20 protein-coding genes are annotated in these 25,182 nt (G+C 70.3%); 12 read left to right on the top strand and 8 right to left on the bottom strand.

The features are described 5' to 3' along the window. Positions 1-114 precede the first annotated feature (114 nt). Complete coding sequence (locus tag CRP55_RS41530) at positions 115-1,047, top strand: endo-1,4-beta-xylanase (protein WP_245923693.1); 933 nt, start codon at positions 115-117, stop codon at positions 1,045-1,047. Between the two features lie 37 nt (positions 1,048-1,084). Here CRP55_RS41530 and CRP55_RS41525 read toward each other — a convergent pair whose 3' ends face one another. Continuing rightward, positions 1,085-2,884 carry an alkyl/aryl-sulfatase gene (locus tag CRP55_RS41525; RefSeq protein WP_097327497.1) on the bottom strand — a complete coding sequence of 600 codons (1,800 nt, stop codon included), beginning with the start codon at positions 2,882-2,884 and terminating at the stop codon, positions 1,085-1,087. Positions 2,885-2,918: 34 nt separating this feature from the next. Next, complete coding sequence (locus CRP55_RS41520; protein ID WP_097327496.1) at positions 2,919-3,509, bottom strand: acyltransferase; 591 nt, start codon at positions 3,507-3,509, stop codon at positions 2,919-2,921. 224 nt (positions 3,510-3,733) lie between these two features. On the opposite strand from CRP55_RS41520, the gene CRP55_RS41515 reads away from it, so the two are divergent. The 11 genes from CRP55_RS41515 to CRP55_RS41465 all read left to right on the top strand — a co-directional run bounded on the left by CRP55_RS41515 (position 3,734) and on the right by CRP55_RS41465 (position 18,248). After that, the gene (locus CRP55_RS41515) at positions 3,734-4,798 is read left to right on the top strand and encodes a Gfo/Idh/MocA family protein (protein ID WP_097327515.1); all 1,065 of its coding nucleotides are present in this window, start codon (positions 3,734-3,736) and stop codon (positions 4,796-4,798) included. Next, the gene (locus CRP55_RS41510) at positions 4,795-5,760 is read left to right on the top strand and encodes an NAD-dependent epimerase/dehydratase family protein (RefSeq protein WP_218854854.1); all 966 of its coding nucleotides are present in this window, start codon (positions 4,795-4,797) and stop codon (positions 5,758-5,760) included. Before CRP55_RS41515 ends, CRP55_RS41510 begins: the two co-directional genes overlap by 4 nt. 8 nt (positions 5,761-5,768) lie before the next feature. Next, positions 5,769-6,884 carry a DegT/DnrJ/EryC1/StrS family aminotransferase gene (locus CRP55_RS41505; RefSeq protein ID WP_097327516.1) on the top strand — a complete coding sequence of 372 codons (1,116 nt, stop codon included), beginning with the start codon at positions 5,769-5,771 and terminating at the stop codon, positions 6,882-6,884. Continuing rightward, a complete protein-coding gene (locus CRP55_RS41500; protein WP_097327495.1) occupies positions 6,881-7,510 on the top strand; it encodes an acetyltransferase in 630 nt (209 codons plus the stop codon). Before CRP55_RS41505 ends, CRP55_RS41500 begins: the two co-directional genes overlap by 4 nt. Before the next feature lie 10 nt (positions 7,511-7,520). Continuing rightward, positions 7,521-8,612: a DegT/DnrJ/EryC1/StrS family aminotransferase gene (locus tag CRP55_RS41495; RefSeq protein WP_097327494.1), complete on the top strand. Its 1,092-nt coding sequence runs from the start codon at positions 7,521-7,523 to the stop codon at positions 8,610-8,612. Between the two features lie 100 nt (positions 8,613-8,712). Beyond that, positions 8,713-12,351 carry a DUF4082 domain-containing protein gene (locus CRP55_RS41490; protein WP_097327493.1) on the top strand — a complete coding sequence of 1,213 codons (3,639 nt, stop codon included), beginning with the start codon at positions 8,713-8,715 and terminating at the stop codon, positions 12,349-12,351. 184 nt (positions 12,352-12,535) lie between these two features. Continuing rightward, positions 12,536-13,411: a hypothetical protein gene (locus tag CRP55_RS41485; RefSeq protein WP_097327492.1), complete on the top strand. Its 876-nt coding sequence runs from the start codon at positions 12,536-12,538 to the stop codon at positions 13,409-13,411. Next, a complete protein-coding gene (locus CRP55_RS41480; RefSeq protein ID WP_097327491.1) occupies positions 13,408-14,784 on the top strand; it encodes an O-antigen ligase family protein in 1,377 nt (458 codons plus the stop codon). Before CRP55_RS41485 ends, CRP55_RS41480 begins: the two co-directional genes overlap by 4 nt. 13 nt (positions 14,785-14,797) lie before the next feature. Continuing rightward, entirely contained in the window at positions 14,798-16,258 is a 1,461-nt protein-coding gene (locus CRP55_RS41475) for a lipopolysaccharide biosynthesis protein (protein ID WP_097327490.1), read from the top strand. 559 nt (positions 16,259-16,817) lie between these two features. Continuing rightward, a complete protein-coding gene (locus CRP55_RS41470; RefSeq protein ID WP_179855563.1) occupies positions 16,818-17,969 on the top strand; it encodes a glycosyltransferase family 2 protein in 1,152 nt (383 codons plus the stop codon). Positions 17,970-18,002: 33 nt separating this feature from the next. Further along, positions 18,003-18,248, top strand: coding sequence for a hypothetical protein (locus CRP55_RS41465; RefSeq protein ID WP_143235304.1), 246 nt, complete (start codon positions 18,003-18,005; stop codon positions 18,246-18,248). Here CRP55_RS41465 and CRP55_RS41460 read toward each other — a convergent pair. The 6 genes from CRP55_RS41460 to CRP55_RS41435 all read right to left on the bottom strand — a co-directional run bounded on the left by CRP55_RS41460 (position 18,202) and on the right by CRP55_RS41435 (position 25,055). Next, complete coding sequence (locus CRP55_RS41460) at positions 18,202-19,002, bottom strand: class I SAM-dependent methyltransferase (RefSeq protein WP_097327487.1); 801 nt, start codon at positions 19,000-19,002, stop codon at positions 18,202-18,204. The genes CRP55_RS41465 and CRP55_RS41460 overlap by 47 nt on opposite strands. A 237-nt stretch (positions 19,003-19,239) precedes the next feature. Next, the gene (locus CRP55_RS41455) at positions 19,240-20,421 is read right to left on the bottom strand and encodes a glycosyltransferase family 4 protein (protein ID WP_143235303.1); all 1,182 of its coding nucleotides are present in this window, start codon (positions 20,419-20,421) and stop codon (positions 19,240-19,242) included. Beyond that, positions 20,418-21,596 carry a glycosyltransferase gene (locus tag CRP55_RS41450; protein WP_097327485.1) on the bottom strand — a complete coding sequence of 393 codons (1,179 nt, stop codon included), beginning with the start codon at positions 21,594-21,596 and terminating at the stop codon, positions 20,418-20,420. The genes CRP55_RS41455 and CRP55_RS41450 overlap by 4 nt, the downstream gene beginning before the upstream one ends. A gap of 10 nt (positions 21,597-21,606) precedes the next feature. Beyond that, entirely contained in the window at positions 21,607-22,719 is a 1,113-nt protein-coding gene (locus CRP55_RS41445; RefSeq protein WP_097327484.1) for a right-handed parallel beta-helix repeat-containing protein, read from the bottom strand. Positions 22,720-22,800: 81 nt separating this feature from the next. After that, positions 22,801-23,820 (bottom strand): TolB-like translocation protein, encoded by a 1,020-nt coding sequence (locus tag CRP55_RS41440; protein ID WP_097327483.1) that lies wholly within the window; start codon positions 23,818-23,820, stop codon positions 22,801-22,803. Continuing rightward, a complete protein-coding gene (locus CRP55_RS41435) occupies positions 23,817-25,055 on the bottom strand; it encodes an MFS transporter (protein ID WP_218854851.1) in 1,239 nt (412 codons plus the stop codon). The genes CRP55_RS41440 and CRP55_RS41435 overlap by 4 nt, the downstream gene beginning before the upstream one ends. Between the last annotated feature and the right edge of the window lie 127 nt (positions 25,056-25,182).

Raw genomic sequence — 25,182 nt, 5'->3', positions numbered from 1 at the left:
GCCCTTGGTGCTCAACCGGCAGTGGCCCATGGTCATGGCCACGGAAAGACGCTGCGCGCGGCCGCACCCCGAGACTTGCGGATCGGTTCCGCCGTCGCGGGCGGCGGGCACCACGTGGACCAGCCCTATCCCGACCCGTTCACGTACGACCGGCCGTACCGGAAGGTCCTGGCCCGGGAGTTCAATTCGGTCTCGCCCGAGAACCAGATGAAATGGGAGTTCATCCACCCCGAGCGCAACCGGTACAACTTCGGCCCGGCCGACGCCATCGTGCGTTTCGCCCGGGCCAACGGCCAGGTCGTCCGCGGTCACACGCTGCTGTGGCACAGCCAGAACCCGGCGTGGCTGAACGAGGGCACCTTCACCAAGGCCGAGCTGCGCTCGATCCTCAAGAGCCACATCTTCACGGTGGTCGGGCACTACCGCGGCCAGATCCAGCAGTGGGACGTCGCCAACGAGATCTTCAACGAGAACGGCGAGTACCGGCAGGAGAACATCTTCATCGCCGAGCTCGGCCCGGGCATCGTGGCCGACGCGTTCCGCTGGGCCCACCAGGCCGACCCGAAGGCCCAGCTCTTCCTCAACGACTACGGCGTCGAGTGGCCGGGCGTCAAAGTCGACGCTTATGAGTCGCTGGCCAAGCAATTGCTGGCTCAGCGCGTGCCGCTGCACGGCTTCGCCTCGCAAGCGCATCTGAGCATGCGGTACGGGGCGCCCGACCAGCTCGCGGGCGTGCTCCAGCGCTTCGACGACCTCGGCCTGCACACCGCGATCACCGAGCTCGACGTGCGCATGGACCTGCCGGCGAGCGGCGTGCCCACCGCCGAGCAGCTGACGACCCAGGCCTCGTACTACAAGACGGTCCTCGACGCCTGCCTGGCCGTCGACGGCTGCAACTCGTTCACGATCTGGGGCTTCACCGACAAATATTCATGGGTCCCGGTCTTCTTCCCCTCCGAGGGCGCGGCGACGATCATGTGGGACGACTTCGCCAAGAAGCCGGCCTACTACACGCTGCGCGACACGTTGCGCGCCGCGCGCCGGTGAGACGGCGCCGCCCGGGCCCGCCAGCCCGGGCGGCGTCTCACGGCGTGACGATCGCGAAGGCCGGGTCGGGCTCGTCGAGCAGCTCCACGAGCACCTGGAGCACCTTCGGGTCGCCCTCGGTCTCCACCCCCTCGAGACCGCGGCCGGCCAGGATGCCCAGCAGGTGCGCCTTCGTCAGAGACAGCCGGAGATCGGCGCCGGCGGCCGCCTCCGCGGGCCAGTGGATCAGCGCGCCGTTCGACAGCGTCATCCGGAACGACGACCCGAGGTCGGTGAAGCGCCAGTCGATGGTCAGCGAGGCCGTCCAGGCCCGCGGCCCGTCGACCCGGATCGCGATCGAGTCGAAGAGCTGCTCGATCGTGAGCGCGTGGGCCATGCCGGCGGCGCTCACGGTGCTGTTCTCCAGTGAGATCCCGTCGCGGAGCTCCTTGGCGCCGGTCAGGTAGAAGTTGCGCCAGGTGCCGCTCTCCGCGCCGAAGCCGAGCCGCTCGTACACCTCGGCCAGCAGCGCCTTGGCTCCCGCGTGGTCGGGGTCGGCGAACACGGCGTCGTTCAGCAGTTGGGCGGCGAAGCGCAGGTCGCCCGCGTCCGCATACCCTCGTGCCTTGGCCACCACCTCGTCGGCGCCGCCCATGCAGTCCACGTAGCGCCGGGCCGACTCCGCCGGCGGATGCTCCCACAGGTGTGCCGGGTTGCCGTCGAACCAGCCCAGATAGCGCTGGTAGACCGCCTTGACGTTGTGGCTGACCGAGCCGTAGTAGCCGCGCGCGTGCCAGGCGGTGTCCAGCTCCGGCGGCAGCTCGATCGTCTCGGCGATCTCCGCCCCGGTCAGGCCCTGGTTGAGCATGCGCAGCGTCTGGTCGTGCAGATAGGCGTACAGGTCCCGCTGCTGCGACAGGAACCTGATGATCCGCTCGCGTCCCCAGGCCGGCCAGTGATGCGAGGCGAAGACGACGCCGGCCCGGTCGCCGAACAGGGTGATCGCCTCGTTCAGATAGCGCGACCACATCCGGGCGTCCCGGACCACCGCGCCGCGCAGCGTCAGCACATTGTGCAGGTTGTGCGTGGCGTTCTCGGCCATGCACAGCGCCGCCCGGTCCGGGAAGAAGAAGTTCATCTCCGAGGGCGCCTCGGTGTTCGGCGTGACCTGGAAGACGATGCGGACCCCGTCGACGACCTCCTCCTGGCCGGTGTGGGTGATGTATACGGTCGGCGCCAGCAGGGTCACCTCGCCGGTGGAGGCGGTCTGGCCGAGCCCGGTGCCGATCAGCCCGCGCGCGTTGCGCGGCAGAGGGCTTCCGGTGTGGTACATGCCCCGGCGCAGCATCGCCGTACCGGCGTAGACGTTCTCGGCCACCGCGTGCGCGAGGAAGCCCTCGGGGGCCAGGATCGGCACCTCGCCGGTGACGACGCCACCGACGCCGCCGAAGTGGTCGATGTGCGAGTGGGTGTAGATGACACCGGTGACCGGGCGCTCGCCGCGGTGGACGCGGTAAAGCTGGAGGGCAGCCGCCGCGACCTCCTTCGACACGAGCGGGTCGATGACGATGACACCCGTGTCGCCCTCGACCAGCGTCATGTTAGACAGGTCGAGACCGCGTACCTGGTAGATCCCGTCGGTGACCTCGTAGAGCCCGTGCTTGGCGCAGAGCTGCGACTGTCTCCACAGGCTGGGATTGGCCGTGTCCGGGCAGGGCCCGTCGAGGAAGCCGAAGGAGTCGTTGTCCCAGACCACCCGGCCGTCGGCACCGGTCACCACGCAGGGTTCCAGCGCGCCGATGCGTCCGCGGTCGGCGTCGTCGAAGTCGGCCCGGTCCTCGTATCGCAGTTCGGTCATGGGGCCAGCCTGGGTTGTGACCGGCGGTGGGTCATCACCCAGCGAGGGTGAGCCCCTCCCCGTCCTGCTTGTACGTCTCGCCCGTTTCGGGGCAGATCCACAGGCCGTCGCCCTTGCTCTCCAAGGGGCGGCCGGCCCGGCCGACCCAGCCGATACGGCGGGCGGGCACGCCGACCACGAGGGCGAAGTCGGGCACGTCCTTGGTGACGACCGCGCCCGCGGCGACCAGCGCCCACCGCCCCACCGTCACCGGGGCCACGCACACCGCACGAGCGCCGATGGCCGCGCCCTCACCGATCGTCACGCCGACCGCGTGCCAGTCGTCGCCGGTCTTGAGCCGGCCGTCCGGGGTGACGGCGCGCGGGTACTCGTCGTTGGTGAGCACCGCGGCCGGGCCGATGAAGACGCCGTCGCCGAGCCGGGCCGGCTCGTAGACCAGGGCGTGGTTCTGAAGCTTGACGTTGTCGCCGATGACGACGCCCGGCCCGACGTACGCGCCCCGGCCGACGTTGCAATTGCGGCCCAGCACGGCATCTTCCCGGATCTGCGCGAGATGCCAGATTCGGGTGCCTTCGCCGAGAGAAGCACGGGTATCGACGTCCGCCGTCGGGGCCACTTGAGTCATAGCCGGGCAGACTATCGGCCCGCGAACAAGAAAAGGTGTCGCGAAATCGACCCAGCGGGCCAATCCAACCGATGGTTGTCGTCCACTTTGACCGACAGTCGTACGACCTCAACCGAACGTACCGGCGGACCCTGGGGGCCTCGGCCGGATTTCTCTCAAGCCCCTTCCGGGGAGCACGCCGGTATCGATAGCTTCCGGCACGGAACCCGTCCACCGTGCACCGGATGAGGAAGTTCGTGACTACTCCCATCGGAATCGCCGTCGTCGGGGCCGGATATTGGGGCCCCAACCTCGTCCGCAACTTCCAGGGCTCGCCGGCCTTCCGGCTGCGCTGGCTCTGCGACCTCGACGTCGAGAGGGCTCGCCGTGTCCTCGGCGGCTACTCGACCGTCCAGGTCACCGCGGACCTGGACGAGGTGCTCGCCGACCCCGAGGTTCAGGCCGTCGCCATCGCCACGCCCGCCGGCACTCACCTGCCGGTCGCCCTGGCGGCATTGCGCGCCGGTAAGCATGTCCTCGTGGAGAAGCCACTGGCCGCCACGTACGAAGAGGGCCGCCAACTGGTCGAGGAGGCCGACCGCCGCGGCCTGACCCTGATGTGCGACCACACCTACTGCTACACACCGGCCGTGCTGCGCATCCGTGAGCTGCTGCGCTCGGGCGAGCTCGGCGAGCTGCACTTCCTCGACTCGGTGCGGATCAACCTGGGCCTGGTCCAGCGCGACATCGACGTGGTCTGGGACCTCGCGCCGCACGACTTGTCCATTCTCGACTTCGTTCTTCCCGACGCGGTACGCCCGGTCGCGGTCGCCGCGCACGGGGCCGACGGAATCGGCGCGGGCCGGGCATGTGTGGCCTATCTGACGCTGGAGCTCAGCAACGGCGCGATCGCCCACATCCACGTCAACTGGCTGTCCCCGGTCAAAATCCGCACGACCATCGTCGGCGGGTCGAAGCGGACCCTGGTCTGGGACGACCTCAACCCGAGCCAGCGGGTGGCCATCTACGACCGCGGCGTCGACGTGGCCTCGCCCGAGGAGCTGGGCGACGAGCAGCGCCGCGACATCCTGGTCTCCTACCGCTCGGGCGACATGGTCGCCCCGGCGCTGACCGAGCGCGAGGCGCTGCGCACGATGGTCGACGAATACGCGCGGGCCATCACCTCCGGCGAGCCGGCGCTGACCGACGGCCGGTCCGGCCTCCGCGTCCTCGAAATCCTCCAGGCGGCCTCGCGTAGCCTGGCCGAGGGCGGCACGATGATCAAACTCGATGAAGGGCACATGGCGTGACGGGCGTACAGATCGAGGGCGCGCGCGCCCTCGTCACGGGCGGGGCGGGCACCATCGGCTCGCACGTCGTCGACGAACTGGTCCGCGGCGGGGCCGCCGAGATCGTGGTGCTGGACAACTTCGTCCGGGGCCGGCGGGACAACCTGGCCTGGGCGCTGGAGAACGGCCCGGTCGAGCTCATCGAGGGCGACATCCGCGACGTCGCTCTCGTGCACAACGTGACCGAAGGCAAGGACCTCGTCTTCCACCTGGCCGCCATCCGCATCACCCAGTGCGCCGAGGAACCCCGGCTGGCCAACGAGGTGCTGGTCGACGGCACCTTCAACGTCGTCGAGGCCGCCGCGGAAAAAGGGGTCAAAAAGCTGATCGCGTCGTCGTCGGCGTCTGTCTACGGCCTGGCCGAGGAGTTCCCGACCACGGAGCGCCACCACCCGTACAACAACGACACCTTCTACGGCGCCGCGAAGGCCTTCAACGAGGCCACCCTGCGCAGCTTCCACGCCATGAAGGGCCTCGACTACGTCGCCCTGCGCTACTTCAACGTCTACGGCCCGCGGATGGACATCCACGGCCTCTACACCGAGGTGCTCATCCGCTGGATGGAGCGCATCGACGCCGGCAACCCGCCGCTGATCCTGGGCGACGGCCTCGCCACGATGGACTTCGTGCACGTGGCCGACATCGCGCGGGCCAACATCCTGGCCGCCAGGGCCGACGTCACCGACGAGGTCTTCAACATCGCCAGCGCCACCGAGACGAGCCTGCGCGATCTGGCCGCCGCGCTCAGCGAGGTCATGAAGAGCGACCTCGAGCCGGAGTTCGGCCCGGCCCGCGCGGTCAACGGCGTCACCCGCCGCCTGGCCGACACCAGCGCGGCCACCGAGAAGCTCGGCTTCACCGCCGAACTGTCGCTGCACGACGGCCTTCAGGGCCTCGTCGACTGGTGGCGGTCGTCAAAGTGATCCCGGTGATGATTCCCCAGCTGGGCGAGGAAGAGGCTCAGGCCGCGGCCGAGGCCGTTCGCTCCGGCTGGGTCGCTCAGGGGCCTCGCGTCGCCCAGTTCGAGCAGGAGTTCGCGGCCGTCGTCGGTGCCTCGCAGGGTGTCGCCGTCAGCTCCTGCACGACCGCGCTGCATCTGGCTCTGGTCGCGCTCGGCGTCAAGCCGGGCGATGAGGTCGTCGTCCCATCGCTGTCGTTCATCGCCACCGCCAACGCGGTCCGTTATGTCGGCGCGACCCCGGTTTTCGCCGATGTCGACCTGGCCACGGGCAATCTGACGGCAGAGACGATTGATGCCGTACGGACGCCGCGCACCCGGGCCGTCATCGCCGTTCATCAGGGTGGCGTCCCGTTCGACACCGCCGGTCTGCGCAAGGCGGCGGCCGACTGGGGCGTCGAGCTCGTCGAGGACGCGGCCTGCGCGGCCGGGTCCACGGCGTACGGCCAGCCGGCCGGCACCGGCGCCACCCTCGCGGCCTGGTCGTTCCACCCGCGCAAGCTCATCACCACCGGTGAGGGCGGCATGGTGACGCTCGACGACGCCGACCGGGCCGTGCGCCTGAAGCGCCTGCGCGAGCACGGCATGAACGTCTCCGCAGCCGACCGGCACAAGAGCAGCCAGCCGGTCATCGAGGCCTACCTGGAGACCGCCTACAACTACCGGATGACCGACATCCAGGCCGCGGTCGGGCTCGTGCAGCTCGGCCGGCTCCCGGGCCTGGTCGCGGACCGGCGGGCGAAGGCGGCCCGATACCAATCGCTGCTCGCCGATATCGACGGTCTTGTGCCGGTTCGCGACCCCTCGTACGGCCAGACGAACTACCAGTCGTTCTGGGTGCTCATCGAGCCTTCTTTCGGAAGCAGTCGCGACGACGTCCTCACCGAGCTGGCCCGCCAGGGCGTCTCGGCGCGGCGCGGCATCATGGCGGCCCACCTGGAGCCGGCCTACGCCGACGTCACGCCCGGCCCGCTGCCGGTGACCGAGCGGATCACCCGGGACTCGCTCATCCTGCCCCTGCACCACAAGCTCACCGAGGACGACCAGAACCACATCGTGGGTGTCCTTCGGGAGCTGGCCAGGCCGTGACAGACCTGGTCATCGTCGGAGCGGGCGGCTTCGCGCGGGAGACCGCGTCGGCCGCCCGCGACGACTGGAACGTCCTGGGCTTCCTCGACGACAACCCGGACCTGCACGGCACGACCCGCTCCGGCCTGCCCATCCTGGGCGCCGTCGCCCGGGCCGCCGACATGGACGCGGCGGTCGTGGTCTGCGTGGGCAACCCGCGCAACTTCACTGTTCGGCGCGGCATCGTCGACCGTCTCGGCCTGCCCGTGGAGCGCTACGCCACCATCGTGCACCCGCTCGCGTCGGTCGGCGCCGGCAGCACCATCGGCCCCGGCACCGTGCTGCTGGCCGGCACGGTGCTCACCGCCGACGTGGCCGTCGGGTCGCACGTGGCCGTCATGCCGCAGGCCGTGCTCACCCACGACGACCGGGTCGGCGACTACTGCACCATCGCCTCCGGCGTCCGTGTCGGTGGCGGCGCGGTGCTCGACGAGGAGGCGTACGTCGGCAGCGGCGCCCTCGTCCGCGAGGGCGTGAAAATCGGCGCCCGATCCCTGGTCGGCATGGGCTCGGTCGTGCTGCGCGACGTGCCCGCCGGCGAGGTCTGGGCCGGCAACCCGGCCCGCCTGATCCGCTCAACTTCTTAGGAGCCAGCACATGTCCCGGATCCCGCTCGTCGACCTCGCCGCCGCCCACGCGGAGGTGGCCGAGGAGGTCGAGGCCGGCTTCAAGCGCGTCATCGCCGAGACCGCCTTCGTCGGCGGCCCCGAGGTGGCCGCCTTCGAGCAGGAGTACGCCGCCTTCTCCGGCCTGGCGCACTGCGTCGGCGTGGCCAACGGCACCGACGCCCTCGAGCTCGCCCTGCGCGCCGTCGGTGCCGGCCCGGGCAGCGAGGTCATCCTGCCCGCCAACACGTTCATCGCCACGGCCGAGGCGGTCGCCCGCTGCGGCGCGAAGGTCGTGCTCGTGGACTGCGACCCGCGGACGTACCTCATCGACGCCGACGCCGCCCTCGCGGCCGTCACCCCGGCCACCAAGGCCATCGCGCCCGTGCACCTCTACGGCCAGATGGCCGAGGTGGAGAAGCTGACCGCGTCCGGTGTGGCCGTCGTCGAGGACGCCGCCCAGTCGCAGGGCGCGACCCGGCACGGCCGTTCGGCCGGCGTCGACGGCATCGCGGCCACCAGCTTCTACCCGGGCAAGAACCTCGGCGCGTACGGCGACGCGGGCGCCGTCGTCACCTCCTCCGAGGAGCTGGCCACCATCGTCCGTACGCTCGGCAGCCACGGCGGCCTGAAGAAGTACCACCACGACCTCATCGGTGTGAACAGCCGCCTCGACGGCCTGCAGGCGGTCGTGCTGCGGGCCAAGCTGGCCCGGCTGGCCGACTGGAACGAGCGCCGCCGCGCCGCCGCCGCGCGCTACCACGAGCTGCTGGCCGACCTCGACGTCGTGCTTCCCGAGACCCTCGAGGGCAACGAGCACGTCTGGCACATCTACTGCGTCCGCGTCCCCGGCGGCCGCCGCGACGCCGTTCTCGGCCGTCTCAACGAGGCCGGCATCGGCGCCGGCATCCACTACCCGATCCCGGTGCACCGTACGGGCGCTTTCGCCGACCTGGGCGGATCCTTCCCGAATGCGGAGGCCGTCGCCCCCGAAATCCTCTCTCTTCCGATCTATCCCCAGATCACCGGCGACCAGCAGAGCCGGGTGGCCGAGGCGCTGGCCACCGCCCTGCGGCAGGAATGACCCGACAGGCGTTGGAGATCATCCGACCGGTGGAGTACGTCCTGTCAGGACGTGCCAATAGGGTCTGCGGCAAGTAGCGGAAAAGGAATTCGAGGACACGATGGATAGAGCAAGGGCGCTTATCGCCGCCGCCACAGCCACGGTGCTGGGGGCCGCGGTACTCATCGGGCTGGGCCCGTCGGCGGTCTCCGCCGCCTGCTCACCGAACGACATCGTGTGTGAGAACGCGCTGGCGGGCACGCCGGACGACGAATGGAACATCACCGGCGCCGGCGACGACACGATCCAGGGCTTCGCCACCGACATGAGCGTCAACGCCGGCCAGACCGTCACCTTCAAGGTGCGGGCCGAGCACGCGTTCACCATCGAGATCTTCCGGATCGGCTACTACGGCGGCGCCGGCGCCCGCCGCATCACCACCCTGCCCGCCACCTATCCGGCGCAGAACCAGAACACCGCCTGTGTCGACGACGACGCCACGCAGATCTACGACTGCGGCACGTGGGCGCCGTCGGCCACCTGGCAGGTGCCGGCGGGCCAGGTCTCCGGTGTCTACTTCGCGCTGCTGACCCGCACCGACGGCGGCTCCAGCCACATCTCGTTCGTCGTGCGCAACGACGCCAGCCACTCCGACGTGCTGTTCAAGACCTCGGACGCCACCTGGCAGGCCTACAACACGTACGGCGGGGCCAGCTTCTACGGCGGCCCGCAGGGACGCGCGACCAAGCTCAGCTACAACCGCCCCTTCGCTACCCGGGGCGCGTTCGACGGCCGTGACTTCCTGTTCAGCAACGAGTACCCGATGATCCGCTTCCTCGAGCGCAACGGGTACGACGTCACGTACACGACCGACGTCGACGCCGACCGGCGTGGCGCGCTCATCGCCAACCACAAGGTGTTCCTCTCCGTCGGCCACGACGAGTACTGGTCGGGCCCGCAGCGCACCTTCGTCGAGGCGGCCCGCGACTCCGGCACCAACCTCGCGTTCTTCAGCGGCAACGAGGTCTACTGGAAGACCCGCTGGGAGACGAGCAAGGACGGCTCGAACACGGCGTACCGCACCCTGGTCTGCTACAAGGAGACCTGGGACAACAAGAAGAGCGACCCGAGCACGGAGTGGACCGGCACGTGGCGTGACCCGCGCTGGAGCCCGCCGTCCAACGGTGGCGTGCCGGAGAACTCGCTGACCGGCACCATGTTCATGGCCAACAGCGACGACATCACCATGGAGGTGCCGGCGGCCAAGGGCAAGAACCGCTTCTGGCGCGGCACCGAGGTGGCCAACCAGACCTCCGGGGTCAAGCAGCTGGCCAAGCACACCATCGGCTACGAGTCGGACGAGGACATCGACAACGGCTTCCGTCCGGCCGGCCTGATCCGGCTCTCCGAGACCACCGGGGAGACGCCCGAATACCTGCGCGACTTCGGTCAGGTCGTCACGCCCGGCACCACCACGCACCACATGACGCTCTACAAGGCGGCCAGCGGCGCCCTGGTCTTCGGCGCCGGCACCGTCCAGTACGCCTGGGGCCTCGACGACCACCACGACAGCGAGTGGGACATCGAGCCGGTCGACAAGAACATGCAGCAGGCGGTCATCAACCTGTTCGCCGACATGAAGGTGCAGCCGGCCACCCGGATGAGCAACCTGCTCGCGGCCAGCGCCTCGACCGACACCGTGGCGCCGACCGTGGCCATCACCTCGCCCGCCGCCGGCGCCACCGTGGCCAACGGCGCCCAGGTGACCGTCTCCGGCACGGCCTCCGACACCGGCGGCGGCGTGGTCGCCGCGGTCGAGGTCTCCCTCGACAACGGCACCACCTGGCACCCGGCCACCGGCACCACGGCCTGGTCGTACACGGGCTACGTGACCGGCGACGGCGTCGCCACCATCAAGGTGCGCGCGGCCGACGACAGCGCCAACCTGAACAGCAACCCGACCGCCCGGGCGCTCAACCTGACCGGCTCGACGTCGCTGTTCGGCAACAAGGTGCCCGGCACCCCGGCGTCGACCGACACCGGTGCCACCGAGGTCGGCATCAAGATCACCCCGCAGACCGACGGCTTCGTCAAGGCGGTCCGCTTCTACAAGGGCGCCGGCAACACCGGCACCCACACCGGCAGCCTCTGGACCGAGGACGGCGACCTGCTCTCCAGCGGCACGTTCGAGAACGAGACGGCCACCGGCTGGCAGACCCTCACCCTCTCACCGGCGGTACCGGTGGTCGCGGGCTCGACGTACGTGGCCTCCTACACCGCGCCGAACGGGCGCTACGCGGCCGACTCGTGGGCCTTCGCCTACCGTGCCCTGAACGCGGCGCCGCTGAGCAGCCCGCGCAGCCAGGACTCGGGCGGCAACGGCGTCTTCGGCGAGCCGGGCGAGTTCCCGGTGCGGTCGTACGCGGCCACCAACTACTACGTCGACGTGCTGTTCGACTCGTCGAACCTGACCGCGCCGACCGTGCTGACCGTGACGCCCACGCCGGACGCGCTCTACACGCCGGTCTCGGCCCAGCCCTCGGCCACGTTCAGCAAGCCGGTGAACGCCGCGGCCATCACCTTCACGCTGATCAACGACGCCGGCGCGAACGTCGCGGGCACCGTCGACTACGACGGGCCGACCCGTACCGCCCGGTTCATCCCGGCGGCCGCGCTGACCGCGGGGGAGACCTTCACGGCGCGGGTCTCGGCGTCCGACACCAACGGCAACGCGATGGCGCAGCCGAAGGTCTGGAAGTTCACCACCGACCCCGCCCAGACGACGGTGAACAGCCTGTTCCCGGCGGCCGAGACCCCGGACACGGCGGCCGTCAAGGACTCGCGTGGCACCACGCTCGGCGTGAAGTTCACCCCGTCCGTCGACGGCACGGTCATCGGCGTCCGGTTCTACAAGGGCACCGGTAACGGCGGCACGCACGTCGGCAGCCTCTGGTCGGCCGCCGGCAGCCGGCTGCGCCAGGCCACCTTCGTCAACGACTCGGCCACCGGCTGGCAGAGCGTGTACTTCGACGAGCCGTACAAGGTCGACGCCGGCACCACCTACGTCGCCTCGTACTACGCGCCCCGCGGCAACTACGCGGCGACCAGTGGCTACTTCAACAACCAGCGCGTCAACGGGCCGCTGACCGGCGTGGGCGGCAACAACGGCCTCTACACGTACGGCTCGGACGTCTTCCCGACGAGCTCGTACGGCAACACGAACTACTGGGTCGACCCGATGTTCGTGGCCGCGCCCGAGGAGCCGCAGCCGCCGCAGCCGACCGTCCCGGCGGGCGCGGTCACCGTCTGGCCCAGCACGGCCACGCCGGCCAGCGCGAGCTGGAACGACTCGGCCGCCATCTCGGTCGGCGTCCAGTTCACGACCGACGTCGCGGGCATCGTCAACGGCATCCGCTACTACCGGGGCACCGGCAACAACGGCACGCACACCGGCACGCTGTGGAACGCCGCGGGCGACCCGCTGGCCACCGGCACCTTCGTCAGCGAGACGGCGACCGGCTGGCAGACGATGCTCTTCTCCCAGCCGTACGCCATCACCCCCGGCAACGTGTACACGGTGTCGTACTCGACCACGACCGGCCACTACGCGGTGACCTCGGGCGGCCTGGCCGCGGCGACGCACAGCCCGCCGCTGCACGTGCCGGCCACCGGCGGTGTCTTCAAGTACGGTTCCGGATTCCCCGGCACCCGGTCGAGCCACAACTTCTGGGTCGACCCGGTCTTCACTCCCAACAGCTGAGCACCCGATGAACGGACGATGAGCATGCGGTAGAAGAGGACGACGGGTGTCAGTTGTCCGATCCAAACTGGACCCGAAGTACGGATGGCCTGGCGCCGCCGGAGGACGTTAGTGTCATCCCCGGCGTCAGCGGAATGTGCGACATGCCGGTGCACCGGGGGTGTGACCGGCCGAGGGGAACGGCATGGATTTCTGGGACCTTACCAAGCTCATGATTCGCCGCTGGTATGTCTCGGTTACGCTCTTGCTGGTCACGATAGCCGCGACGGGCTACGCCGCGACCGAGATCAAGCCGGACTACGCGATCACCTCGTACGTCCAGCTGATCCCACCGACCGTGGCCTCCGACCCGAACAAGGTCATTTCGGTGCAGAACCCGTGGCTGGCGCTCGGCCTCTCGTCGCTGAGCAACGCCGCCACGGTGGCCACGCAGGACCAGACCTTCCTCGACGCTCTCAAGAAGAAGGACGAGACGGCGAGCTTCGAGATCACCATCTCGGACAAGAACCCGGTGGCGATCATCGCGGTCGTCGCGCCCACCCTCGAGGAGGCGCAGTCGGCCACCACCGAGGTGACGACACAGTACGAGAAGTCGGTCGACTCGCTGCAGAAGCAGTACAACGTCAAGAAAGCCGACATGATCACCGCCTACCGGCTCGACAAGGGCGAGAACCTCAAGCGCCCGGGCGGCAAGGTCAAGCGGGCCGTGGTCGTCATCTTCGCCATCGGCATCCTGCTCACCGGCGGCATCACCATCCTGGTCGACACGCTCCTGCGCCGCCGCAAGCGCCGCAAGGGCGGTGACGCCGGCGCCGCTCCCGAGATGCCGCCGGGCTCGGCCGCGATCCCGCTGAACGGCACCTTCCCGTCCGTTCCGCAGATCAACCGGCCCAGCGTCAACGGCGACGCCGACAAGACCAAACCTCTCGGCCAGTACGCCCGTGGCGGCGCCCAGCAGCAGAACGGCCGCGACCCCGGTGCTGAGACCATCGTGATCCCGTCCATGCCGCGGGCCCGTCAAGGCGGTGAGCGGGGCAACGATCGCGGCAGGCGCACTTGAGCGCCCCGCCGATCTCGGCGAGAGACCTCGAACCGGCGCTGTTCGCCGACCAGATGTACGCGACCCGCCGCCGGCTGGTCGTGCTGGACGCGGCGTTCGGCCTGGCCGTGGTCCTCGGCTGGCTCACCCTCATCCCGTCCCGGCTGATCATCCCGGGCACCACGGCCGACGTCGGCCGGCCCGGGACGGTCCTGTGTGTCCTGCTGTTCTGCTGGTGGCTCGCCACGCGTCTCAGCCCCGAGCTGGTGATGCCCGGGCCACAGCCGATCCGCTGGGCGGCGCTGTTCTTCTTCCTGTCACTGCTGGTCTCGTACGTCATCGCCTTCGCCCGGGGTCTGACCCCGCTGGAGGCGAACGCGGCCGACCGGTCGTTGCTGGCCGGTGGGGCGGCGTTCCTCGGGGTCATCCTGGTGGCGGCCGACGGCATCTCCAACTGGAGCCGGCTGCGCTTCCTGCTCCAGGTGTTCATCTGGTGCTGCGTCTACATGTCGGTCATCGGCCTCCTGCAACGGGTGCTGCCGGTCAACATCGTCGAGTACATGCAGGTTCCCGGCCTGACCAACCTCGGCGTGCCCGGCTTCCAGGTGCGCGGCAGCGGCTTACGGGTGCCGTCGACGACCACCCACTACCTGGAGCTGGCGGCGGCCCTGTCGCTGGCCGTCCCGATCGCCATCCACTTCGCCAAGTTCTCGGCCAAGCAGATCGTCCGGGGTCTGTACGGGGCCGCGGCGTTCCTGATCGTGGCCGGCATCCTGGTCACGATCTCGCGTACGGGCATCATCTCGATCTTCATCGCCCTGCTGATCCTCATGCCGCTCTGGACGTGGCGGACCCGATACAACATCATCGCGATGGGCATCACGGCGGTCGTGGCCATCTCGGCCATCCAGCCGTCGACGGTCCGCACCATCTACGACATCTTCGCCGGAGCGAGCGAGGACTCGAGCATCCAGGTGCGCACCGAGCGGTACGCGATGGTCGGCACGTACTTCAGCCAGCGCCCGTGGTTCGGCCGCGGATCCGGCACGTGGGAATGGCCCATGTACCAGTTCCTGGACAACCAGTGGATGCGCACGGCCCTGGAGAACGGCATCGTGGGCATCGTCGTCCTGGCCGGTCTGCACCTGACCGCGATCACGGTCGCGGCGATCGCCATGCGCCGGGCCGAGACCAGCGAGCAGAGACACCTCTGCCTGGTGCTCATCTCGACCCAGGTGATGGCCCTGTTCATCACGTACACGTTCGACTGCCTCACCTACACGACGTACTCGCTCTCGCTCGGCATGACGGTCGGCCTCTGCGGCGCGGTGTGGCGCCTCACCCACCCGTCCCGGGAGATCCGGACCTCGGCTCCGCGCTGGTCCCGGGTGTGAAAGGAACATTTCGGTGGAAGAGCCGCTCGGCAAACTAGTCAAGCGCGGCCTGGGCTGGAGCTTCGTCAGCAGCCTGGCCACCCGCGCCGGCACGGTCCTCAGCGGCATCATCCTGGCCCGGCTGCTCTCACCCGCGGACTACGGCCAGTTCACGGTCGCCCTGGTCGTCCTCATGATCCTGGTCAACATCAACGACCTCGGCATCGAGCCGACCCTGGTCCGCTGGGCCGGCAAGATCGAGAAGATCGCCCCGACCGCGACCACCCTGATCTTCGCCGCGAGCTGCCTGGTGGCGGCGGCGGCGTTCTTCGGGGCGCCGGGCATCGCGTCGGCCCTGAACGCCCCGGAGGCGGCGGGCATCGTCCGCCTGCTGGCCGTCTCGGTGGTCATCAACGGCCTGTTCGCGGTGCCGTCGGCCATGCTGACCCGCAACTTCATGCAGGGGCGCCGGGCCACGGCCGACCTCACCGGCATGATCGTGACGCTCGGCCTGTCCATCGTGCTGGCGTCACTGGGCTTCGGCGCGTGGAGCCTGGCCTGGGGCCGCTTCGTCGGCAACCTGGTCAACGGGGTGCTGCTGCTGGTCTTCACGCCGCAGCGGTTCCGGCCCGGCTGGGACCGCGAGGCGGCGGGTCACGTGCTGCGCGGCGGCCTGCCCATCGCCGGGACGCTGCTGCTGGCGGTGGGCCTAATGAACCTCGACTACATCGTGGTCGGGCGCCTGATGAGCCCGGAGGCCCTGGGTCTCTACCTGATGGCCTTCAACCTGTCGAGCTGGCCGGTCAGCATCCTGTCGGTCGCGGTGGCCCGCGTGTCGGTGCCGGCGTTCGCCCGCCTACAGGAGAACCTGCCGGCATTGAGATCGGCGTTCAGCCGCTCCCTGACCTTGATGCTGATCCCGACGTCGCTGGTGGTGGCGGGCTTGGCGGTGTACGCCCTGCCGGCCACCCGGGTGGTCTACGGCTCCGAGTGGTCGGGCGCGGCGGCGGCCCTGACGTTCCTGGCCGTCCTGGGCGGCCTGCGGGTGGCGATGCAGCTGGCGGCCGACCTGCTGACGGCCGTCGGCAAGGCCCGCCTGAACATGTACATCCAGGCGGCGTGGATCGTCGCCCTGCTCCCGGCCCTGATCATCGGCGTCTCCCACGCCGGCATCCGGGGCGCCGGCATAGCCCACCTGGTCGTCGCCCTGGCCGTGGCCATTCCCCTCCACCTGGCCGCCGTGGCCACCGTCCCCATCCCGTGGTGGGACGCCGTCCGCGCCTGCATCCGCCCCGTCCTGGCCGGCGTGGCCGCCGCCGTGGTCGGCATCATCGTCCAGCGGGTGGTCGACGGCGACCTCCTCACCCTGTTCCTGGGCGCCCTGCTGAGCACGGCCGCCTTCGCCGCCGTCGCCTGGCCCACCCTCCGCCTGATCCGCACGCCCGCACCCACCCCGGAGCCCACCAAGCCCGAGGTGGCGACAACAACCATCTGAATCTCTCTCCACCGCCCCCGCTCCCGCCGCCTCTTGGTCCCGCCGCTCCTGGCTCCGCGGCCCAGCGTTCGCGGCTCAGCGGTCGCGGTCCGGCGTTCGCGGCTCGGCCTTCGCCGACTCCCGGCCCCGCACCGGGACTGCGCCTGGCGCGAGCGCCGTTCCGGCTCCGCCTCCGCCTCCGCCTCCGCCTCCGCAGATTGGCCTGTGCTGCTTCGCTTCTGGGGGCCTTGGCTCGTCTCTTTGCCGCGCCGCCCGTAAGTCCGGGCCGCCTCCACTTCGGAGGTTCGCTTTGTGTTATAAGAGCCTTTTGTGAGACCGCGCCCATTTGTTTGATCGCTGTGCGCGGACAGCCGCTCGGCCGCGCGCTCACTGTTCGCGCTTGGCAGACGCGGTCGGCCGGATCGCGGCGGCGGGGTGATGATCGTTGGACCGCTGCGCCGGACATCGGCGTTGATCTCCATTCGGGTGACCTCCCGCGGGCGATGCCGCTGTCGGCGTGCCGGGAATATCGTCTTGGCCGGATACACCACACATGTCCGCAGACGATCAAGGACTTCGTATGGACGCCGGCACTCACACCCGCATTCCGCGGCCGCGCATCCCCGGCGAGGGGACCAGGCGCGTCGCGCCCGCGCCAGCGCTGAAGATCGCGGCTGTCGTTCCCGCCTACAACGAAGGGGACGCGATCGCGGCCACCATCGCCTCGCTGCACCGGCAGACCCGGCCACCCGACCTGATCGTGGTGGTGCCGAACAACTGCCACGACGACACCGCCGAGGTCGCCGCCGGCGCCGGGGCCTACGTCATCACCTTCCCCGGGCACAATCCCGACAAGAAGGCCGGGGCGATCAACTTCGCGCTGGACCGGCTGGAGCCCTACCTGGCCGAGCCGTGGAGCTGGGCCATGCTCGTCATGGACGCCGACACCACGCTGTCACCGGGGTTCCTCGAGACCGCCGCCGCCAACCTGACCTCCGGAGTCGGCGGCGTGGGTGGCACGTTCGCCGGCCGGGACTGCGACAGCAGGCTCGGCTACCTGCAGCGCATGGAATACCACCGGTACGGCCAGACCGCGAAGCGCATGGGACACCGGGCTTTCGTGCTCACCGGCACCGGCACCCTGTTCTCCTACGGCGCTTTGCTGGACGTCCGCCGCCAGCGCCGGGAAGGGTCGCTGCTGCCCGGCGGCCGGTCCTTCTACGACACCCACAGTCTGACCGAGGACAACGAGCTCACCTTCGCCCTCCAGGCGTGCGGCTACCGGGTGATCTCCCCGGCCGGGATGTGGGCGACCACCGACGTGATGGAGAGCATCCCCAAGCTGATCGGGCAGCGCGAGCGCTGGTATCTCGGCGCCCTGCGCAACATCACCCAGTACGGCCGTCTCATGCCGTTCCACATGCGCTGGGTCTACTGGCGCCAGCAGGCCGGCCTTCTGCTCTCCGCGATGGTGGCCGCCACGTACCTCATCGCCCTCGCGGTCTCGCTGATCGCCTTCGGCGGAGTGAGCTTCTCCTGGTGGTGGACGATCCCGTCGGCCGTGCTGCTCGCCGAGCGGGTGTGGTCGGTCTGGCCGATGGGCTGGCGGGCCCGCCTGTACGCGGGGCTCTTCGTGCCCGAGCAGCTGTACACGCTGCTGTTGACCTTCATCTACTCGAAGGCGTTCCTCAAGTTCCTCCGCGGCGACAAGGGCGGCTGGGCCGCCACCTGAGCGCCGCGGTTCACCTCGATCGAAGGGTCGGACATGTACCAAAGTATGTTGCCGAAGACCGGGGCCGGGTTCGCGGTCGGCGGTCTCGCGCTGAGCGTGATGAACCTGGTGTGGCTCGGCATCGCCGTCGCCGTCATCGGCGGTCTGCTGATCACCTTGTCGAAGTTCGCGCCGCGGATCGCGGTCGAGCCGATCCCGGTCGGTGTGCGCGGCAGCCGTTTCCGGCTGACCGTCAACGGAGAGCCGCTGCGCCGGCGGCGCCCACAGCACCGCCGCTGACCGGCGCCGCGGTGCCGGCCCGGGCCAGGAGGGCGAAGGCGTTGGGGAGGCGGCCGCGGAAGGCCGCGGCATCCACGTCGCCCATGCGCCAGAACGGCTCGGGGTACTCGGCCAGGTGACGGACCTCCAGGCCGGCCCGGACGACGGCGGTCACGGTGCGGCCGAGGGTCCACTGCCACATGACGGCGCCGTGGGCGGGAAAGCTCGAGTCGTCGCAGACGAAGGAGCGGCCGAAATAATCGCGGTCGGGACGGATTCTCGGCTCGTCCAGGTCCCAGGTCCAGAGCTCGGTGGCGGGGTGACCCTCGTAGACGAACAGGTGGCCGCCGGGCCGGAGCAGGCGGGCCATCTCGGCGGCCCAGGCATCGATGTCGGGCATCCAGATCAGGGCGCCCTTGCCGGTGTAGACAAGGTCGGCGCAGCCGTCACGCAGCGGCACGCCGGGAACCGTCGCCAGGGCGTAGCGGCAGGCGGCACCAAGACGGTCGGCCCGGGCTTGCGCCTCGGTCACGGCTATCTCGCTGTAGTCAGCGCCGATCACCGCGCGGGCGCCGGCCCGGACGAGCGCGATGTCGTCCTCACCGTTGCCGCTCTGCGGGTGCACCACCAACGGCTGCGCCGCCAAAACGTCCCGGAGCAGCTCGTACTCATCGGGCGTCAGCGTGTCGTCGGACGGCAGGCCACCGAAGAACCGGAGCTGCTCCCGGTAGGCCTCGTCCCAGGCGATCCGGTTCCCGAGCGACGTCGGATCCATGACGCCCAGCGTCCCGGCCGCCGGGCAAGTCGGTCAAACGTATTTGCCCGGCTACGATCCGTAAATGAGTGCGAAGGATTCGCCGCTCCAGTCGGCCGCGCCGGTGCCCGGGCTGGCGCCACTTGAGCTGGCGCAGGATCTGATGGCTCGGATCGAGACGGCCAATGCCTATGCGCGGACGCGGAAGAAGCTCTTCAAGCGCAGCTGGGATCGGCTCGGCAAGCGCTGGCTGCAATTTCAGCGGGAGGGCAACAGGTCTCGGGCGGCGCCGGCGGTGCGGACGGCGGCTGTGCGGAGGCCGTCGGTGGCTCGGCGGCGTATGGGGGAGTGGTCGGCGACTGTTTCTCGGCAGAGCTCGTCCAGCTTTGCCGTGACGGACTCCAGGGAGTAGTTGCGCAGGATGAAGTCGCGGGAGAAGTCGCCCAGGTCGGTGGCGGACGACGGGGTGGCCAGGCGGCGGATCTCGGCGATCAGGTGCTGGTTGCCCTCGTCGCCGTCGCCCAGGCCGTACATGCCTGTGTAGAGGAACTTCTCGGCGGTGTCGGGGGTGAAGGCCGACGCGAAGCCCTTCTCGCCGACGACGACCGTGGGCTTGGCGAAAGCCAGGGAGCGCAACGAAGAACCGCCCATGCCCACGACCACGTCGGCGGCGGCGTAGGCGGGGCGGGGGTCGGACATCGCACCGACCAGCAGCACGGCGGGGCGGCCCAGGGTCTCGTTGACCGCGGCGGCCTGCGCCTCGATCGCGGGGCGGGCGGTGCCGTCGCCGACGATGACGAGTTTCAGTGCGGGCAGCGAAGCGCCCAAGGTGGTCATGGCCTCGACCGTGCGGCGGAGGCTTTCCAGCTTCAGGTGTTCGACCAGGCGGGAGACGGTCACCACCAGGGTGTCGTCGTCGGACAGGCCGTGGGTGGCGCGGAAGTCCTTGCCCAGCGCGGGATCGGGGGCGTTCAGGTGGACGTCCACCGGTGGCAGGAGCAGGCCCAGGCGGTCGCGGCCGGCGGCCCGGGCCTGGTCCAGCAGTTCGTACGTGCCGAAGGTGGTTCTGACCGCCCGGGGAATCAGGCGGGGGACGGCCATCGACATGACGGTGGCCAGCAGCGGGAGGCCGGTGGGCAGGTGGACGCCGTAGAAGGCGTCCAGGGTCTGCGTCCAGTCCCAGGCGTGGATCAGGTCGGGTTTCTCGTCGCGGACGGCCGCGCGCAGGGCGCGCATGCGGGCCGGTGACGGGTGGGCGCCCGGTTCCGGCGCACCGATGAAACGCAGCCCGAGAGACGAAGCCAGGGACACCATCGGGCCCGGGGTCGCGAACAGGACCGGGTCGTAGCCGTGGTTGTCGCGCAGGGAAGCGGCCAGCTCGATGGCGTTGACCTGGGTGCCGCCGACCTCGAGGCGGTGGGCGTAGACGAGGATTTTCACGCGGCGTCCAGGTGGAGGAGGTCGGCCAGTTGGGCGGCGCGGCGGTCCCAGCTGTGCTTCTGGGCGAAGGCGCGGCGGGCTTCGGCCAGCGCGGGAGTGCGGGGCACCGCGAGTTCCGCCCGCACGGCGGCGGCGAAGGCGGACGGGGTCGACGCCAGGGTGACCAGGTCGGTGCCGAGCCACGTCACCGCGGGCAGGGGAGTGGCCACGCCGCCGCGGCCGGCGGCCAGATATTCGAGGGTCTTCAAGGGGAAGCTGGCCCGGTTGAACTCGTTGTCGGCGTACGGGGTGAGGCCCACGTCGATCAGGCGCAGGTACGACGGCATGTCGGTGTGCGGCTTGGGGCCGGTCCAGCAGACGTTCGCGCGCTGGGTGAGCGCGGTGAAGCGGTCGGCGTGGTAGCCGGGGGCGACCGGGCCGACGATGAGCAGCGAGGCGCCGGTGTCGGCGACCGCTTCGAGCAGGGACAGGTCGATGCGGTCGTTGACGTGGCCCAGGAGGCCGGCGATGGGGCCTTCCAGAGCGACGTCAGTGGGCAGCGGGGCCTCGTCGACCGACGCGTAGAGGTCGGGGCGGCAGCCGTTGGGCACGAACTCCGAGGGGAAGCCGTCACCGGCGTACCTCTTCTGCAATGACTCCGAGACCACCGCGACCGCGTCGGCCCGGCGCAGTGAGCGTGTCTCCTCGGCGAGGAGACGCTCGCGGGGGAGGCCCAGCATGCCGGCGCCGGCCACCAGATCGTCGGTGGCGTAGAACAACCGGCGCCGCGCGGGCATGTCGAAGCCCGGGTCCTCGACCCGCGAGGACACGACGGCGGCCAACGGCGTGGCCGGGCCGGGGAAGAGCTGTGAAACGGCGCGGGAGGTGGCTCGGCGCACCATGGGCGGCACGAGGCGGTGCAGGCCGGGACGGCTGTGGCCGGGCACGACCGGCGTCACCAGGTGAGCGAGGCGGGGGGACAGCACGCGCAGGCGCGGGCCGTCCATCAGGCTGCCCAGCTCGGGACGCTTCAAAGAAGTCAAAGCCGAGACCGGTGGTTCCACGAAGAGGACCGGGGTGAAGCGGCTCAGGGCCGACGCCATGTTGCGGTCGTGGCCGGGTGGGCCGTCCCAGCGGCTGCCGGAGAAGTAGACGATGAGGTCGCCGCGGCTGCCCTCGAGCGTGGATGTGGTCACGGAAACCGCCTCATGACAGGGAGACCGGGGTCTTGGTGTCGGCGTAGACGTTGCCGGTGAAGGTGTTGCCGGGCCCGCCCGCGTCGAAGTGCGCGATCGGGCCGTACTGGCCGATCTTCGGGAAGACGTCCTTGCCGAACGTGTTGTTCTCGATCCGGATGTTGCTGGACTGGCCGTGGTCGCCCTCGCCGCCGTACACCGTGTAGGCGCCGCCGGCCAGGTAGTTGTCGACGATCAGGGCGTTGCGGGCGACGCCGAAGTCCTGGAACAGGGCGATGGCCGAGGTCTGCAACTCGTCGTTGATGATCGTGTTGTGCCGGATCGTCAGGGAGGCGCCGGACGGCGGGCCCTCGGTCGACTGGATCATGTCGACGTGGTCGCCGTCGTAGACCTGCGGCGAGTGCAGGTAGCAGTCCTCGATGAGGCCGCGGTTGGTAGCCACGCCGTCGGCGATGCGGGAGATCTCGGTGCGCTTGACCGTGATGTGCCCGCCGATGTTGTAGATGCCCTGGTGCATGCTCTCGCTGCCGTTGCCGCGGATCTCGCTGTCCATCACCACGAGGTTGCTGGCGCCGGCGGTCTGCACGATGCCCCAGTCGGCCTTGCCCTTGTTGGTAACCCGGGTGTTCGAGATGACGACGTTGCTGGCCTGGACCGTGATGACGCCGGTGACGTCGAGCGCGTTGAGGACCGTGCCGTTCTTCGTCACGGTGATGTCGCCGCGGGCCTTGAGCTTGACCCCGGGCCGGACGCCGGTGTTGGAGGCGTTGGGGAAGGACGACGGCAGGGAGGCGGGAGGCGCCGCCGGCTTCGCCGACGTCGTCTTGGGCGCGGGCTTGGTGCTTGCGGCGGCGGCGCTTGACGGTGGTACGGAGTTGCTGGGCGACGGGGGCACGGAACTGGGCACGGCCGACGGGGGCACCGACGGTGCCGACGCGGCGGTGGTCACCGGGCCGGCGGGCGTCGGCGACTGCCCGCCGGCGATGGCGCCGGTGGTTTGGGGTGGCTCGGGCCGGGTGCCGATCACGACGAGCGCGGTCACCACCGCGACGGCGAGAGCGCCGGCCAGGATGATCAGGCCTCGCTTCGGCTCGCGGAGGTGGCTTCCGGGTTCGGTGGTCATCGTGCTCCCTCATCGATGCGGTACACGTCCTGCGGAACGATAGCCTCGGACGGTGATCAACTGGGGTACCGAATGTGTCAGTCAGTCGCGGATCACCGCCGGCGACCAGGCATCCTGCACCAGTACGCGAGGCTTGCCCGTTCCGTCCGCCGCGGCGGCCCACACGTCGCTGGTGGCCGCGCCGCTGTCGCTGGTGCGCGGCAGGCCGTAGAGGACGGTGCTGTCGTCGAGCCACTCGGCCTGATCGTCGACGCTGCGTGTCTCGGCCAGGACGGTCTCCTTGCCGGTGCGCAGGTCGTAGACGGCCAGGCGCCATTCGCCGTTCGGCAGGTCGCCGTGCTTCTTGAAGGCGATCCGGGTGCGGTCGGGGGAGAGCGAGGGGCATTCCACGTCCGTACGCAGGGAATCGAGCCTTTGCCCGGACAGGCTCCCCTTGACCAGCCACGTCTTGCCGCCCGAGGCGGCGGTCGCGTAGAAGGTGTCGTCGTCGGCGAACGTCACGCCCCACAGGTTGCGGTCGGCCGCCGTGATGCGCTTGCCGTCGACGTACAACTTGAAGTTCTCGAGGTCGGCCGACTCCTTGCCGCCGATGCGGGTGACCAGCGTGCGGGTCGAGAACTGGCCGACGGTGGCGTAGGAGTCGCCGTAGACGAAGGTGGTGGTGACGGCGAGCGCGCCGTCGCGGGAGAGCCGGACGCGGCTCGGCAGCCCGGTCAGCGGCAGGTCGCCGACGGCCTTCCAGTCGTCACCGAGGACCTGCGCCTTGTACGTGTTGGTGATGCCGCGCCGGGCCGACAGGCACACCGAGCGCCCGGCGGCCGAGTACGCCCGCTCGCAGGACACGCCGGTGAGCGCCCGCGGGCCGCCGGGATCGCTGAGCGGAACGACCGCGAGCTTGCCGTAACCGTTGCCCAGGGCCGTGTTGCGGAACAGCAGATGCGGCCCGGCCATGGCGGTCGTGAGGTCGGAGACGGGCACGGCCGGGGCCGCCTTGGCCTCCGACGCCTGCTCGCGCTGCACGCGCAGCACGTAGACGCCGGCGGCGACCAGGGACAGCACGACGATGGCGGCCAGGGCGGCCACCCGGATGCGGGTGCTCACGCGGCGGCCTCAGCGGGCTTGTCGGAGGGCCGCAGCAGCATCCAGGCGGCGGGCAGGGCGGCGGCCAGCAGCACGCCGACGATCAGCAGCGCGTTGCCCCGCCCGACCAGCACCCACAGGCTGCCGAAGGCGAGCGCGGAGACGAAGCGGGAGAGCGCGACGACGGTCTGCGCGGCCGCGATGCCGCTGCCCCGGGTCTGTTCGCTGACCAGGCGGCTGACCAGGGCCGGCAGCACGCCGTCGGTGGCCGCGTAGTACGTGCCGAGCAGCAGCAGGACCAGCACCGTGGTGGCGATGCCGCCGAACTGGCCGCCGGCCGCGAAGTAGGCCGCCAGCAGCGCCACGTGGCCGCCGACGAAGACGCGCGCCCGGCCGACGCGGTCGGCCAGGCGGCCCAGCGGCAGCGCGAACGCCAGGTAGGCGACGTTCGTGCCGACGTACAGCAGCGGGAACAGGCTGGCCGTGAGGTCGTCGCGCTGCTGGATGGAGAGGTAGAGGAAGCCGTCGCCGACCGTGAGCACACCGAGGATCGCGGTGGCGATCAGCGGCTTGCGCAGGCCCTTGCCGGCCAGCTCGCGGAAGACCACGCGCAGGCCGGTGCGGGCCGTGGCGGCGTGGGTGCGCATGTTCGGCACGAAGAGCAGCAGGACGGCCAGGCCGACGATCGCGAAGGCGAACGAGACCACGAAGACCGAGTCGTAACTGCCCGGAACCATGGCGAGCAGGGCGAAAGCCACCAGCGGGCCGAGCACCGCGCCGATGGTGTCGAGCGTGCGGTGCACGCCGAAGGCGCGGCCGAGCTGGGCCGGGTCGCTGGAGGCGGCGATGAGCGCGTCGCGCGGGGCCGTGCGCAGGCCCTTGCCGAGCCGGTCGGCCGAGATGACCGAGACGATGGTGGCGAAGCCGTGCGCCGGGAGCAGGGCGATGCGGCTCAGGGCGGACACGCCGTAGCCGAGGACGGCGATCCATTTGGGGTGACCGTTGCGGTCGGCCGCGTAGCCGCCGCCGATCCGGACGACCGCGCTCACGCCCTGGTAGAGGCCGTCGACGAAACCGTACGCCAGGTAGCCGAGGCCGACCTGGGTGGTCAGGTAGAGCGGCAGAACCGCGGCGACCATCTCCGAGGAGACGTCGGTGAACATGCTGACCACGCCGAGGAGCACCACGGTCGTCGCCACCCGTCCGGCGGTGCGGCCCGGCTGGGCTGCCGGCCGGTCGCGTACCGAGACGTACACGTATTGCCCTGCCTTTCCTGGTGTTTCTGGATTGCTCCACCACCCTTTCGCATAACCCCGGGTCCGCGGCAGTCGGCCGTCCGGTCGAGGCTGAATATCCGACGGTCCGTCCACGGTGACCGTCCGG

It is taken from the genome of Paractinoplanes atraurantiacus (assembly GCF_900215205.1).
GTDB classification, from domain to species: Bacteria; Actinomycetota; Actinomycetes; order Mycobacteriales; family Micromonosporaceae; genus Actinoplanes; species Actinoplanes atraurantiacus.
This window is presented reverse-complemented; position numbering and strand designations above follow the sequence as displayed.